General features: G+C 47.5%; 14 protein-coding genes. 7 read left to right on the top strand and 7 right to left on the bottom strand.

What is annotated here, in order from left to right:
* Positions 1-13 precede the first annotated feature (13 nt).
* A complete protein-coding gene (locus KP001_RS11975) occupies positions 14-706 on the bottom strand; it encodes a metallophosphoesterase family protein (RefSeq protein ID WP_217285877.1) in 693 nt (230 codons plus the stop codon).
* Between the two features lie 248 nt (positions 707-954).
* On the opposite strand from KP001_RS11975, the gene KP001_RS11970 reads away from it, so the two are divergent.
* On the top strand, positions 955-1,179 hold the full coding sequence (locus KP001_RS11970) for a hypothetical protein (protein ID WP_217285876.1): 225 nt from the start codon (positions 955-957) through the stop codon (positions 1,177-1,179).
* A gap of 24 nt (positions 1,180-1,203) precedes the next feature.
* Positions 1,204-1,413 carry a hypothetical protein gene (locus KP001_RS11965; RefSeq protein WP_217285875.1) on the top strand — a complete coding sequence of 70 codons (210 nt, stop codon included), beginning with the start codon at positions 1,204-1,206 and terminating at the stop codon, positions 1,411-1,413.
* 318 nt (positions 1,414-1,731) lie between these two features.
* On the opposite strand, the gene KP001_RS11960 is transcribed toward KP001_RS11965, so the two are convergent.
* The 3 genes from KP001_RS11960 to KP001_RS11950 are packed head-to-tail and all read right to left on the bottom strand — an operon-like array spanning position 1,732 to position 4,003.
* Positions 1,732-2,706 carry an HNH endonuclease gene (locus KP001_RS11960; protein WP_217285874.1) on the bottom strand — a complete coding sequence of 325 codons (975 nt, stop codon included), beginning with the start codon at positions 2,704-2,706 and terminating at the stop codon, positions 1,732-1,734.
* A 12-nt stretch (positions 2,707-2,718) separates the two neighbouring features.
* Positions 2,719-3,456: a DUF2726 domain-containing protein gene (locus KP001_RS11955; RefSeq protein ID WP_217285873.1), complete on the bottom strand. Its 738-nt coding sequence runs from the start codon at positions 3,454-3,456 to the stop codon at positions 2,719-2,721.
* The gene (locus KP001_RS11950; protein WP_217285872.1) at positions 3,392-4,003 is read right to left on the bottom strand and encodes a hypothetical protein; all 612 of its coding nucleotides are present in this window, start codon (positions 4,001-4,003) and stop codon (positions 3,392-3,394) included. Before KP001_RS11950 ends, KP001_RS11955 begins: the two co-directional genes overlap by 65 nt.
* A 248-nt stretch (positions 4,004-4,251) precedes the next feature.
* Between KP001_RS11950 and KP001_RS11945 the strand changes: the two genes are divergently transcribed.
* The 5 genes from KP001_RS11945 to KP001_RS11925 all read left to right on the top strand — a co-directional run bounded on the left by KP001_RS11945 (position 4,252) and on the right by KP001_RS11925 (position 9,324).
* Complete coding sequence (locus KP001_RS11945; protein WP_302466929.1) at positions 4,252-4,563, top strand: integration host factor subunit alpha; 312 nt, start codon at positions 4,252-4,254, stop codon at positions 4,561-4,563.
* 113 nt (positions 4,564-4,676) lie between these two features.
* Positions 4,677-5,630, top strand: a complete 954-nt coding sequence (locus tag KP001_RS11940) for an FtsZ/tubulin family protein (protein WP_217285870.1) — start codon at positions 4,677-4,679, stop codon at positions 5,628-5,630.
* Complete coding sequence (locus tag KP001_RS11935) at positions 5,621-7,321, top strand: P-loop NTPase fold protein (protein WP_217285869.1); 1,701 nt, start codon at positions 5,621-5,623, stop codon at positions 7,319-7,321. The genes KP001_RS11940 and KP001_RS11935 overlap by 10 nt, the downstream gene beginning before the upstream one ends.
* Positions 7,322-7,542: 221 nt before the next feature.
* A complete protein-coding gene (locus KP001_RS11930; RefSeq protein WP_217285868.1) occupies positions 7,543-8,337 on the top strand; it encodes an abortive infection family protein in 795 nt (264 codons plus the stop codon).
* Between the two features lie 27 nt (positions 8,338-8,364).
* Complete coding sequence (locus tag KP001_RS11925; protein WP_217285867.1) at positions 8,365-9,324, top strand: hypothetical protein; 960 nt, start codon at positions 8,365-8,367, stop codon at positions 9,322-9,324.
* Between the two features lie 270 nt (positions 9,325-9,594).
* Here the strand turns inward: KP001_RS11925 and KP001_RS11920 are convergent, their stop codons facing one another.
* The 3 genes from KP001_RS11920 to KP001_RS11910 all read right to left on the bottom strand — a co-directional run bounded on the left by KP001_RS11920 (position 9,595) and on the right by KP001_RS11910 (position 13,010).
* Positions 9,595-10,131 carry an NYN domain-containing protein gene (locus tag KP001_RS11920; RefSeq protein WP_217285866.1) on the bottom strand — a complete coding sequence of 179 codons (537 nt, stop codon included), beginning with the start codon at positions 10,129-10,131 and terminating at the stop codon, positions 9,595-9,597.
* A 225-nt stretch (positions 10,132-10,356) separates the two neighbouring features.
* Positions 10,357-10,914, bottom strand: a complete 558-nt coding sequence (locus KP001_RS11915) for a recombinase family protein (protein WP_217285865.1) — start codon at positions 10,912-10,914, stop codon at positions 10,357-10,359.
* A 332-nt stretch (positions 10,915-11,246) separates the two neighbouring features.
* Positions 11,247-13,010, bottom strand: coding sequence for a hypothetical protein (locus KP001_RS11910; RefSeq protein ID WP_217285864.1), 1,764 nt, complete (start codon positions 13,008-13,010; stop codon positions 11,247-11,249).
* Between the last annotated feature and the right edge of the window lie 408 nt (positions 13,011-13,418).

Below are 13,418 nucleotides of genomic sequence, written 5' to 3'. Positions count from 1 at the left end.
TACAATCGCATTCTCAATGTGAGATTTCATCAATGCATGCTTGAACCCACATCTGTTGGGACTCCAGATCGACACAAACAAGGTTGCCTTTCCCCTCGACCCCACTGATATAGACGCCGTTGTCGATTCGTATATGGTTCCGCCGCAGGCTCTTTCTTATATCGTCGAGTTTCCGAGTCGTATGGCCGCTCACAACGCGCCGCCCAGCAAGTTTCCCGACGTCGATGATCCCTGAACGATCCCAAAGAATGTGATGACGGCCATGGGGCGAGAAAGGATCATCCAGTGTGCAATCGATTCCTGCGTGAGCGAAGACGAACTTATCGGTAATGCGGTACAGCGGCAAACCTTCCAGAAACCGAAGATGCTCTTCGGGCAAGAACTGGGTATGATTCACACAATAGCTCCGCAACGTCGCATCTCCTCCCTGCTCCAACCATTCCAGTAAGTCCTCGAATACAGAACTTTGGACTGCGAGCAGCATCATATCCTCATGGTTCCCACGGATTGGACGAATGTCGTAACCCTCCATCTGAAGATCGAGGATCGTCTCGATCACACCATACGAATCGGGTCCACGATCAATCATATCGCCCAGCAGATACAGCGTGTCGCTCTTCTCCAGTTGAACGATCTCCAGAAGCCGACAGAAGGTTTGTGCGCACCCGTGGATGTCTCCTATGGTAAGTGTACGCCCACCGCACATTCTCTCACTCCTTACTCGCGTCAAGGCACCAAAACGATGACCAATTAATGATCCGTATCGAATTGTTGCGCAACCTCCTGATCTCCGACCACACTACCACATAGAGAAATTGTTTGGAAGGTAGGGGGTACAGTTTCACTGAGCTGGCATCGATTGGCTGACACACAGCTCAAACTTTTCAAAAATGGAAAACATGTACGTATAAATACTAGCAAGAACAATCACATCGAATCGCGAAGGAGATAACAATGGACAACAGACAATACATATCGGTTTTAGCGTCAAGGATACGTTATAACCCCAAGACAGTAGAAGAAGTAATGATACTCAAAACCCAAATTTTGAATGAGTTTCAGGAACAAGATATGGCGCTCAACGAGATTTTGAAACGAATGGAAACCGAACAAACTGAAGCACGAATCAAGGCAGAACATGATAGGCAGTTTGATGAATTCATGGCACGACCACTATAAACCGATTACATCAGGAGACACAAGATGGATAACGTTCAAAATCAGGAAGTAACACCACCACGGGAATATGTTGCGATTAGACAACGTAAGACAGAGACGTTGCTAGAGTACCTGAGAGGCATTCAAGAGTTGAATCTACAATTGAAAATGTTCGAGATTTCCGAAGAAATTCTGAGAATTGATAGAGAGCACGACAGAGCACTGGATGCGCTGTTCTTGAGAGAGGGGAAGTAGCAAATAAAAGAATGACGGGTGCTTCGTGGCCAGCAGGTAACCTGCTGGCCACGAAGCGTTTTATACGAGGACTTGAAGCGGCTGAACAGACAGGTTTCTCGACCTAATGAAATCGGTCAGGGCAGGTCTGCTCACCTTCAGTGTCCGAGCAGTCGTTGACAAAGACGCCCCCTCCGCTAACAGAGCCATGATTTCACCTCCCCTTCCTTCCAGCTTGGACCTCCCGAGGCTGCTCCCCAGCACGGTCCGAGTCGACTGTCTCTGCATATCTGAGATGATTTAGAGTGACCTTCAAACACCAGAAATGTTCTCGCTACCTTACCGATCTGCTCGATTGTGGTTCCTAGACGCACAATAGACTTCCTCAAGAAATGGAAGTTCACGCATTGATTTGTTCTCGACATTAATCTCTATAAAAGCGCCTTCGAAAGTTGGATATTTTGCTGGACATCTTGACAAAAGTACGTGGCCTTCAAATAACTTAAATACTCTGACATAACAGGAGATAAAGTCACTTTGAGGATGGCAGAATGCGATATGACAGGCTTTGTTGTCGCTTAGGAATGGAAAGTCAGGTTCGCCGTCAATAAATCCTATTTTGCCAGACAGTAGGAGGCGTTGAGCGTCTTCATATAGCGGTGCATTACTAAAAATCACCTCCCTTATCGATGTGGCAACTGGATCATGATAGTACTCATCACCCAGCCAGTAACATCCTAGCTCGTATCCAATCTTTATGATTGCCTTTCTATATTTTTCAAAATCCAGCTTCATTGAGCTTTTAATTGTGGGATTAGATTCCTGACTCGGTATATTCAAAACTTCCTTGATATGATCATCTGATATATGGACATTGTGTCGATTGGCTATTTTTCTCATGATTGAGGGTATACTCCCTCGATCAGATTCATCGATACTAAACGATACTTTGAGAGCTTCACCATCTTTAATAGCAGACACTTGCGGGACTAAGTAGGTCCTTTTGGGTTTTCCATCGTCTGTAAATTCATAACGAATTTGCTGTTTTGGGTCGTCTTTTAGCACACCTCTTTCAAATGGGTTTGGTACCTTACCTGATTTACCTTTCAGCCCGTAATGCAACCTTAGGAATGATACGAGACCATGATTCACTAAGTGTGCATCAACACTGTGACCTAATTTATCATTACACGGTTTACAGACCTTGTCTTTCAATACCAGAAGGCCGCCTATAGCGTCGGGAAAAACATGCTCGTCTGCGAATTCTATCGAGCCATATTCGCTACCACAAAAGATGCAACTCTTTTTAGTCATTGTTTCAGCACCTTACTCTTCCGTTATTGGCACCACCTGTCTGCACTTCGGGAATGTCGAGCATGCCCAGAAGAACTTTCCAGCATGCAGTCCATTCTTGGACTGTCGCCGGACCATATCTGTACCGCACTTTTCACAGATCGGAGACGCATCCTTTGTTTCGGGGGATGCAGTAGCGAGTGTCGGTCCAGTTAGAGTGATTGACCTCGGTTGTGGAGGAGCAGAATCTTGAACTGTAGCCACTGTGGGCGAGGTCACGGCGAGTTTAAACGTCTCGACCAGCTTGGCTCTCACCTCTTGGATCTGGTAGCCTCTTTTCGCTGAGAATCGAGAAATGGGTATACCCGCATCGCTCAACACATGATCAACAAAAGCATCCCTTCCCGCTCGATCTTCCCGCCCATGCGACTGATCGTCCAGTTCAACCACGCCGACGACTGCAAGGTCCATTGCAGAGCAGACCACGAAGTCAACGTGCTTCTGGTTCACCTTGTTCAACGCAGTGGTGCACTTACCTTTGGACAATCCCTTTGCTGGTTTAACGAGATCTCCAAGCCGTACTTTGCCGAATACCCTGTACCTACGGTCCAGAGCTTGATCGAGCACCCCGAGGAACGACCGCTCTGCTGGCGAAAATAAAGTTTCTCTACTGGCGAAGGATAGACGGTCATCCTTCGAGGGCGATTTAGCCTTTAAAGCGGCCAGTACAGCAATTAGAACAAGTATTACAATTAAAACGGCCAAATTCATCGCATATTACTCCCGTAGGGTACGTTCCAACACTACTTGGTCGCCAACCTGTTTTTGATGATATCCCATCTGTCTTTGAACGCAGCAATATCTTCAATGCCCCACCAGCAATCAACCGCTTCCCAGTTTTAAGTCTTCGTCCTGCATATCCACCTAACTCTTGGGAATAGTTTTTGAAAATGACACTCTGAAGATCAGCCTCCGCAAGGACAAAGAATTGATCAGCTAATCTTGAAGCACCTAAGGCTACACATACCCATATTGGATTAAGTGGATGAAGATCTTTCAGTCCATTGATTATTTGAAGCTTGCTCGTTTTACACATATCGACATGCATCCAGCTTGTCGCGCTGCTTCTCCAATATCGGTCTCTAGTTGCCTTTACTTGGATCGGAACAGTTTGACATCGTTCATCTGTTGCAAGGATGTCGTAGACGGGGATATTATGTGTAAATGTCGTTGCTATAAGGCCCAGCCGAGCCAGTTCTGCACACACTAGATGTTCGGCTAAGCGACCAGCTAATACATTTTTTCTCGCGTTTGCCATTCATTCAATCCCCTTCTGGCAGTACACAGGTAAAGATGCCGAGCATCATAGCAAATACGGAGATGCATTTGAAGAATTCTAATGGACCAGACGTGTACATGCGATATGGGATTTGAGTTCGGGAGATTGACGGTGATGAGTGATGCCGCCGGATCTGTCAGTCGACTGAGCGGAGCAACCTCGGCTTGACTTACAATATCAGCCAGCGTATTCTTCAGCAGTTTTGCGAAGTAACCTGCTAATATTATATGATAGTGAAGAAGGGAATCACAATGACCAAAGCAGATATTGTCGAACGATTAGCAAAGAGAAATGGATTCACCAAGGCAGAGAGCATGGATCTCGTCGAAACGGTGCTCGACATCATGAAGACTACGCTGACGAACGGAGAGATCCTGAAGGTGTCTGGGTTCGGTTCTTTCATCGTGAAAGAGAAGGACGACCGTCGAGGAAGAAATCCCCAGACGGGGGAGGAGATCACCATTAATGCGAGGAGAGTGCTGGCGTTCAAGCCGAGCATGGTGCTGAAGAATGCCATGAACGGAATACCCACTACGTGATAGGGATAGCTGGCTGAAGCTTGAACAGTAAGGAAATTGGAGATGTGTTACTTGTGCCTACTCGATATTTTACAGGAAGATGAACGTCCCCAGCAGATACACATGAGGTAGGAATGACGCAGTTTTCAGCAGCACTCACATCCAGTATGGCTCAGGTAGCGACACATTGGTCGGTGATAGCCCACCCAGCAACACCACTGCCCACCACAACTGCTCATTCCTCTGCCATTGATCCCGAACTTGACACTGATCCACGGATCAGCGCGATAGGGATTGGGGAATTCAGTGCAAGCGTGGCAAGGCTGTTATCACGTAACCTGCGTGGGATCACCTGCTACGAGGTCACAGCATCACTCATCACCGAACAAAGTGAACTGATCCCGTCGCTTCTCTCCTCCCTGCAGCAGAGCGACCTCGTCTTCATCTTAACCGAACTGGATAATCCCGAGTGCGCAGCCATGGCCCAAATGGTTGGCAGGGCATCCTGCGGTGCTGGTGTACTCACGATTGCAATAGCCCCTCTAGCTGCAGAAATATTCCTCCCAGAACGCCTTGCAGGAGAGGAGCAATGGTACGACTCCATCTTCGCCGTCTCTGGTCGCTCCCTACCATCCCAACCTGAACCGATCATACCGGAAGGCGACGCGCTTGCAGGGTATGCGATACGACACATGGTTGCATCCATCACTAACCTAATCACGTACCAAACTGGGATTTGTATCGATTTCGCAGATGTTGCAGCGATATTGCGGGAAGGAAGTGTGGGAAGGCTTGGCGTCGGAGTTGGTTCCGGTGAGTCTAGAGCGGTCACGGCAGCGAAGGGTGCCATCGAGCGACTGGAGGAGCAGGGTGTGCCCCTAGCTCAGGCGGCGGGAGTCCTTGTGAATGTTCATGGGTCGTCCACACTCACCATGGATGATTTTGATGACGCCAGCAGAGTCATCCACGAATACGTTGCTGCAGAGGCGAATATAATTGTTGGGCTGATCAGTGACGAGCAGTTGGGATATAACGTGAAGGTCACCGTGATGGCGGTACAGTGTCCAAAGGATAGAACATGTCTTTGAAGGCCACCAAGGAACATCTTACTCAACTATTAGCAGACGCCGACATTAGTGTCATAGCGTTAACGGGTAAGTGGGGTACGGGCAAAAGTTACATGTGGAATGAGGTGAAGGCTGCATCTGAAGACCCAAAGATCGCAGGTGCCCTCTTTGCGTCACTGTTCGGTCTTTCCACCATTGAACAAGTTAAGATTAAATTGATACAGGGGACCATACCCGCACTAAAGGCTAGCACCAAGTCAGCAATAAAAGCAGGTGTAAAGGTGCTGGAGGGGGTTCATAAGGGGTTTGGAGCCCTTAACGATTTGGGACTGGTCGTCGCTCCGTCGATGTTAAAGGGAAAACTCATTGTCCTCGATGATATTGAACGGAAGCATGAAAAGCTTAATATTGAGGAGGTGCTTGGTTTTATAGATGAGTTCACTCAGCAGTATGGCTCCCGTTTCATCTTAATCCTCAATAGCGATCAACTAAAGGATCGCGCAATGTGGAACACTCTTCGCGAGAAGGTGGTAGACCATGAACTGTGCCTGAAAACCACCCCGTCAGAAGCATTTGACATTGCAATAGGGCTTACCCCTTCCTACTACTCTGGTCGAATTCGTGAGGTAGTGGAAACTTGTGGACTTTCTAATATTCGCATCATTTCGAAAGTCATAAAAGCTGTGAATAGAATCCTTGGTGACCGGAATGATTTGAAGGAGGCGGTCCTTTCTCGAGTCATCCCATCGACCGTCCTTCTTTCTGCCATTCATTACAAAGGAATAGAGGATGGTCCTGATTTTGATTTTGTGCTGGGCCAAGGTAATGACATCGAGGAAATGATCGCAGCCCATGAGGATGAGAAGGGGAAAGTCACGGAGGACACCAAGCGGAAGGGCAAGTGGCGACTCCTTTTAAGAGAACTTGGTATTTTGACCTCCGATGAATTTGAGGTTTTGGTTGCAGATTTCCTGCAATCGGGTTTATTCGACGTATCAAGTGTTGCCACGATCATTGACCGCTATGTCACTGAAGATGATCTGACAACGGCGAGGAATGACTGCAACGAGTTTTTGCAACGTATGGTGTGGGAGCATACACTAACTGAAGCGGAACTTCTCCTAGAAGGAACCAAGCTTGCTGAAAACTCTCATCTACTTGACGCCTACAAGGTAACCGCGCTACACGAATCACTTTCGGAGCTGCAAGATGGGAAGGTAATAGCGGACTTAGCCATAGACAGATGGATTAAGGCATTTAGGGAAAAGAACCTCACTGGGGTTGATCTTGACAATTTCTTTCATCGTAAAGTCCATCCACGGGTCGAAGAAGAGTTCAATGCTATTAATTTACGATCTCAAACTAGTACTACAGCATTAGACGCATGCCTTCATATCATCAAGAGTAGTGGGTGGGGAATGCGAGAAGAAGCCGTTCTGAAATCAGCAACCGTACAAGATATGGAACAGATCATTCGAACTTGTTCTACCTCGGACCTTCAGTTATTCATGCGTAGAATGCTGGAAATGTGTACGGATAAGCAGAGTTACATAAACCACTTTGGAACTGCCATGGATAATTTTGTCCACGCATGCAGGAATATCGCGAATGATCCGAACGCGAACCGTCTGGGCAAACTGATCAAGTTGTTGTTTGCAGATTCGAAGCTTGAAGATGGACTAAAGTCGAAAGATAGTGAGTTGGCTTCCTGATCAACTCAAGGTCAAACCAACCCATGCGAATGCCGAGTGTGTTATCGGCCATGAACTGGTTCACCTTCTCAAATGATCGTACACGGAGCGGTACACTGGATTGACGGACCAGTACATGCCGCTTTGGCGACAATACCGAGAAGAGCTGAACAGGTCGCCGTTGGCGCATGGAGAGTGGGAGACGGTACGCATTACCTATTTTCTTTGCACAAGGATCTGATATGAAGATACTTTTTCATGGTGGCGGAGCAAGCCTGACGGAGCTTAACAGCCCTTCGCTGGTGGAGGAAGAGTGGAACAAGCTACGGTCAGCAGCGGGACGTTTGTTAAGTGCAAGAGGTGACGTGAAAGCATCCGAGATCTTGGAGCGTTATCCGTTTCAGTTGCTAGATGGAACAAACCATTTCGGTGATGAGTTTTCAGTGTTGCACGCAACGGTCTCACTTGATCAGTACGTTGAGCTTGGAGAAATCCATGCTGTTCCTGAGATAAGGGAATCTTTTCGGCATATCGGTTCGACCATTTCTGAAATTGGTCCATATACACGCTTTATTGCTGTGGGGTTAGACGTTGATGAGAAAGTAGTACCTGTCGCGCCCCCATCACCTAAGATTACAAGCGAGGCTGTCGAACGAGCACTCGAAGATGCCGAACAACTGATAAAGACGCGAGGTCCGTCCAGCGCAATTGATCGTGTCCACACTGCGTTTCACGGTTACCTTCGAGTTGTTCTGGAACGTAAAAAGATCAAATTTGTCGAAGGCGACTCGATCACGACCTTGTTTCGATTACTTAGGGAGAATGACCCTGCACTTCAGCATCTCGGTCATCGCTCTGAGGATGCCCTTAAGATGATCAGAGCGATGTCAACTGTAATAGATTCTTTAAATACACTAAGAAACAGAGCGAGCGGTGCTCACCCCAACGAGGAGGTTCTAGCAGAGCCTGAAGCTATGTTAGCAATTAATGCTGCTCGCACCCTTCTGCACTACCTTGACGAGAAGCTCGAAAACTGATCCGACCTTGGAAACATAGGTGAAACGATGGATACGATCCTGACCAACGCAGTGCAGTCAATTCAGATAGGCATTGAAGACTTCCAATCAAGCGACAGCCGACGGGTACTCTCAGCGATCAGAAATGTGACGGCTGGTATCCTCCTGCTGTTCAAGGAGAAGCTGAGACAGCTATCTCCAGCGGGATCAGATGAAGTCTTAATTAAGCAGAGAGTTCAGCCTGAATTCGATGCAAATGGAATTGTGGTCTTTCGAGGAGAAGGGAAAAAGACGGTTGATGTCCAGCAGATCAAAGACAGGTTTGCTTCTCTTAATATCCAGACCGAATGGAGTAGGTTTGAAAAGGTTGTCGCCATCCGAAACGCCATCGAGCACTACTGTACAACAGAATCTGCTGATCGAATGAGGGAGCTTCTGGCTGATTCCTTCATAATCATCCAGAATTTCGTTACGAAACAGCTTGGATATGAGCTGGTAGATCTACTAGGAGAAGAGACGTGGAGCGTTCTTCTCGAGGTAGCAGAGGTCTACCAGCGGCAACTGGAAGAGTGCAGGGAGCTTATGAAGGGGATCTCTTGGGATAGCGATGGGATGACTGCCATGGCGGAGTATCTGCGATGTCCAGAATGTCATTCCGCACTAGTGAAGCCAACTGGGACAAGCGTCTCTTCGATCTTTGAAATGGAATTCTCATGTTCGTCATGCGGTCATATCACCACAGTTGAAGACATGGCAGAGGAAGCTCTCGATGAGTGTTTCGGTTCCGAGATCTTTCACACACTCAAAGATGGTGGAGATTCTCCTATCCAAACTTGTCCTGAATGTGACAGGGAAACTTTCATCGTGGAAGAAGATCTCTGTGCGGCCTGCGGTGCAGGTCTTGCTTTCGTGGAGTGCGGAGTCTGCGGCGAATCCCTTGGGCCATACGATCAGGAATTTGACGGGTTGTGCAGCTATCACTACAGCCAAATGATGAAGGACGACTAGTTGAGGATGCTGGAGCGCTTGCATACGGAGTGGTGAACGCCGCTGACTGACCAGTACATGTCCCTTGGGATATAATACTTAAAAGAGTTGAACGGAGCGCGGTTGGCGCATGGGGAGTGGGAGTAGTGATCCAAGTGTTACACAGAAGAGGATCGTGACCAAAGCAGCCCTTGCCGAACGAGTAGCAAGCTGAAAGTTAAACAAACGAAGCCAGATCCGAAATGAGATCTGGCCACGTCCAGCTCGGTAATCTTATCGACGCAAGTCCAATTATATCTTCAGATCAGCAACGTGACCATCAAGACTAACAAAGTGTGTTGCAGCATCCTTTAGTTCTTGTGCGGCATGATTCCAAAAAACAACGGTGACCCGAAAGCCTTCGGAAACGAGATCTTCAATTACAGGTACGAAATCTCGATCTCCGGCAACAAGTATTATTTCGCTAGTACCCTTGTCAATCTTGGTATATGCATCTTTAGTGACTTGGTGGGCAATGGCAACATCTACCTTCTTTTCCTTTCCTGCAGCGTTTTTATCAAAGGTAGTTACTTCAAAGCCCTCGTTTTCAACTTTTTTCCAGAACGTGTCGCTCGGTGGAGGAGATCCCCACAATTTGGCACAACCTATACCAGTTGAATCTCCGCAAACCAGATCATGCAATTTTCCATAATCAATGTTCCAAGTATGGTCAAAGATTTTGTTATTCATCGCATGATAAATATCAGGCGAGCGTCCGTTTGCGACAGCAGCTACTCTCTGTCCTTCAATGAAAACGTTTGAGTTGTCAACGTAAGTGAAAGAAATCAATCGTGGCCTCCCTCTTTCAGAATTATGGTCTAGCACAGCAAACTGTTACGAGATGCGGAGATACTGCATCATTTGTAAACGTAAATCAAGAAAAACTGGACGAGCCAAAGAGAATTAACGCAAGGCAATCACTCGTGTTTTCGCATAGACTATGCACCTGATTTCCCGAGTGAGTTTACTTCGCCTGAGCCGTCAGCTTCCTTTAATTCTTTGCGACGTAGCCATCTACCCCGTCCGCAGATACTGGTACAGTGTCTCACGGCTGATACCCAGATCCCTTGCGATGACCGCCTTCTTCTCGCCAGTTTCAACCCGTCTCTTGATCTCAGCGATCCGATCGTCGGTCATAGTCCGCTGACGTCCTCTGAACTTTCCTTTCTGTTTGGCTATGGCGATACCTTCGAGCTGGCGTTCCTTGATCAATGATCTTTCGAACTCTGCGAACGCACCCATCACCGAGAGCAGTAATGTCGACATGGGTGAGTCGTCACCGGAGAAGATCAGGTTCTCCTTCCTGAACTCGATTGTGACTCCCTTGGCGGTCAGGGTCTTCACGATCTTCCTGAGGTCATCGAGGTTGCGAGCTAGACGATCAAGAGCATGGACGACGATGTGATCTCCCCTCCTTGCATGTCCCAGCAGTCGCACTAGTTCAGGTCGATTCGTGTCTTTCCCCGATACCTTGTCGATGAACCTCTCGTCCAGCTCGACACCATCCAACTGGCGATCAGTATTCTGCGAAATTGTACTAACCCTGATATATCCGAGCCGCTGACCGTTCATAGCAAGCACCTCCAACCTGAATTCTGTCAAGCTGGAGTCTATAACATTTTGCCACAAGTGTCAAATTTACCCAATATCCACATATATCTGACACTATTTTCACACTCACCTGACGTCCAACTGATCGTACTCTGATTGGACAGTGGGATCTTGAACCAAGGTTCAGTGATATGGTGATCGTCGCTGGGAACCATCAGGCAGGGGAGTACAGCTAGATTGTTTCTATATCTCTCTCCCTACCTGATAGACAAGAATTACACAGTCAGAGATCCAAGATATGATCCGATTTGTGTGTAAAAAATGTCTCTCGGGTAGGAAGAGAGATAGACATGCTACTGTAGGTTCAACTTCGCTCTAAGTTCTTTGATTTTCAAGCTGGATGATATGGTTTTGTTGGAAACTGGAATACCAAATGCGTTGATTTTTGTTGTAAGCTGTCGGTCACTTAGTCTATCGTTCTCCAGCAATTCTGATTCGCAGATCTTCAGTATCAATTCCCACTTCTTTGTCTTATTATCTTTACGCTTCTGTCTCTCTTTATTTTTACTGTTAGTCATCACAATCATGATTCCTGTCCTCTTGAATATAGAATCATCTGGATATTTTATTCGTGGACCACACAGGATCTTACTGACCTGCTTTTCTGTGATCTTCTTACCCCTCATTGAATTACACAAACTCAAGAGATCGCAGAAGTCAGTGAAGATGACATCCTCATTCTTTTGATATGCTGCTGCTCGGCTCCAGAAGATATGGAGGGCATTGGCTCGATTACCACCATGGACTCCATTGAACATCTGTTGTTTGAACTGGTTGTACTGGCTCTCCAACCCTCTTCGTCCCGCTATCTTTCGCTGCTGGCGGCGAGGATCGGCTTCAGCCTTGGCTTTGGACTCCGCACGAAGTCGACGGAAGCGTTCTAGTAACTTCTCCTCCGGTGAGTTCATGTGCTCCGTGTAGTCGCTCAGAACTCGTTGCACCACCTCGGTGAAGTCAAATCTGTACTTGCTGTTCGGGTTGGCGTGATCGACGTCTGGAGCCATGTCTGTACAGCTTACGACTGCACGGGAAAGGTGAACCATATCGTTGCCAGAGGCGTCGTCGGGGTCTGTAAAATCTAGTAACGTAGCGACGTGATTAGATTGTCCCTTCGCCTTTTTCCAGCGTTTCTTGTCAGCGTCCACCTTCTTCTTCCACTGGCGGATGCTCTCCTCATCCGGCAGGTCGATATTGAACAATCCAGCTATATGCTGAATGCTGTACTTGGTGTCCGATACTTTGAACAGGATTGTTCGTTTGTTCCGATTCTTGGTCTTCGATCCAGCCAATCTCGATGGTTGAGCCAGATGGTTGCTCACATCAGAGTAGGCTGTTGAACCTTTGAACCACTTGATCATTTCTTGCTTGACGTTTATATAAACATTTCGTTCAGACTCTATGGTCGTATCGTTGACGTATGCCATTCGCCATGCTGAATGTTTCATGTCATGGGTTGCATCAAACAGGAAGTATAGGTGTATTCCATTGCCAGTGAGGTTGATGTAGTTCGGAAGTATAGGGGCTGTCATTATCATATCTATGACAGCCTGTATGTTACCTGCATTCACTTTGTCGATGTCGTCTACAAAACATCTAAATTTGACCAGAGCATCATAGTCTTTGGGATACCATTTCTTTTCTTTGGTTTGAGGGTCTATCAAGACTCCGACGAACTCTTGGTTGTACAGAAGCACATCGTTGTGTTCTTGGATGATTCTGTCCAAGTCGTAAAAAGACTTCGCCGTCTTCTTACGTTCGTCGGCCAGCACGTGGCACTTCGACTCCAACGAACCGAACAGCTCGATGTACAGCTCTTCGTTCATGGCTTGCTGGAACATGCCGCTCAGTGCATCTGCTTTGGCCTCGAAGTCCTCTTCCCACTCTCGGGTTTCGAATTCGTTCGGTTCGTCCGGTTGGTTTGATATATCCACCTCCAGATCTTGGGTTAGTTGACGGATCCTGCTGGACAGAGGTGCTTGACGAGGCTCCAACAGGAATTCGTGGCTTGCCGGGGCGTTGTGATTGAAATGAATTTCTATACTTTCGGATGATTGCATATTAAATTTTCTCCTTTTGAGTTGGGTGTCTGGATACAGGTGTCCCGAGCAGCTGTGTGGACGCAAGACGCAAGTCTGCAACGACCAGTGATGGCGTACTGGCCCAGATTTCCCATATTGATATGTGTTGAGAGGGAGCTACTGGAACTGCGAGGAACTATGTGGCGGGGTGATCAGACCTGCTGTTTGTCTCGTCTTTCATCAGCGACTGCATTCGCAACTGACTTCACGATAACACGGGCCCGGTGATGCTCCTATTATATTTTTCTCTACTTTGAAAGATTGCTGGCGTGACTCATCACAAGACTTCGTTCACTGGAGCTTCAGATCATCTCTGCGTCGTCCAGCCCCCTGCCGCAGGAGCAAGTATGTCCTGCGGCAGGGGCTGGCTCCAGAACGTGAATGCGG

It is taken from the genome of Geomonas subterranea, assembly GCF_019063845.1.
GTDB classification, from domain to species: domain Bacteria; phylum Desulfobacterota; class Desulfuromonadia; order Geobacterales; family Geobacteraceae; genus Geomonas; species Geomonas subterranea.
This window is presented reverse-complemented; position numbering and strand designations above follow the sequence as displayed.

Excerpts from the sequence above, each read along its gene's own strand:
- KP001_RS11970 (WP_217285876.1), top strand. The coding sequence starts at position 955 with ATGGACAACAGACAATACATATCGGTTTTAGCGTCAAGGATACGTTAT.
- KP001_RS11975 (WP_217285877.1), bottom strand. The coding sequence starts at position 706 with ATGTGCGGTGGGCGTACACTTACCATAGGAGACATCCACGGGTGCGCA.
- KP001_RS11930 (WP_217285868.1), top strand. The coding sequence starts at position 7,543 with ATGAAGATACTTTTTCATGGTGGCGGAGCAAGCCTGACGGAGCTTAAC.
- KP001_RS11935 (WP_217285869.1), top strand. The coding sequence starts at position 5,621 with ATGTCTTTGAAGGCCACCAAGGAACATCTTACTCAACTATTAGCAGAC.
- KP001_RS11940 (WP_217285870.1), top strand. The coding sequence starts at position 4,677 with ATGACGCAGTTTTCAGCAGCACTCACATCCAGTATGGCTCAGGTAGCG.
- KP001_RS11965 (WP_217285875.1), top strand. The coding sequence starts at position 1,204 with ATGGATAACGTTCAAAATCAGGAAGTAACACCACCACGGGAATATGTT.
- KP001_RS11945 (WP_302466929.1), top strand. The coding sequence starts at position 4,252 with ATGATAGTGAAGAAGGGAATCACAATGACCAAAGCAGATATTGTCGAA.
- KP001_RS11925 (WP_217285867.1), top strand. The coding sequence starts at position 8,365 with ATGGATACGATCCTGACCAACGCAGTGCAGTCAATTCAGATAGGCATT.
- KP001_RS11910 (WP_217285864.1), bottom strand. The coding sequence starts at position 13,010 with ATGCAATCATCCGAAAGTATAGAAATTCATTTCAATCACAACGCCCCG.
- KP001_RS11955 (WP_217285873.1), bottom strand. The coding sequence starts at position 3,456 with ATGAATTTGGCCGTTTTAATTGTAATACTTGTTCTAATTGCTGTACTG.
- KP001_RS11950 (WP_217285872.1), bottom strand. The coding sequence starts at position 4,003 with ATGGCAAACGCGAGAAAAAATGTATTAGCTGGTCGCTTAGCCGAACAT.
- KP001_RS11960 (WP_217285874.1), bottom strand. The coding sequence starts at position 2,706 with ATGACTAAAAAGAGTTGCATCTTTTGTGGTAGCGAATATGGCTCGATA.
- KP001_RS11915 (WP_217285865.1), bottom strand. The coding sequence starts at position 10,914 with ATGAACGGTCAGCGGCTCGGATATATCAGGGTTAGTACAATTTCGCAG.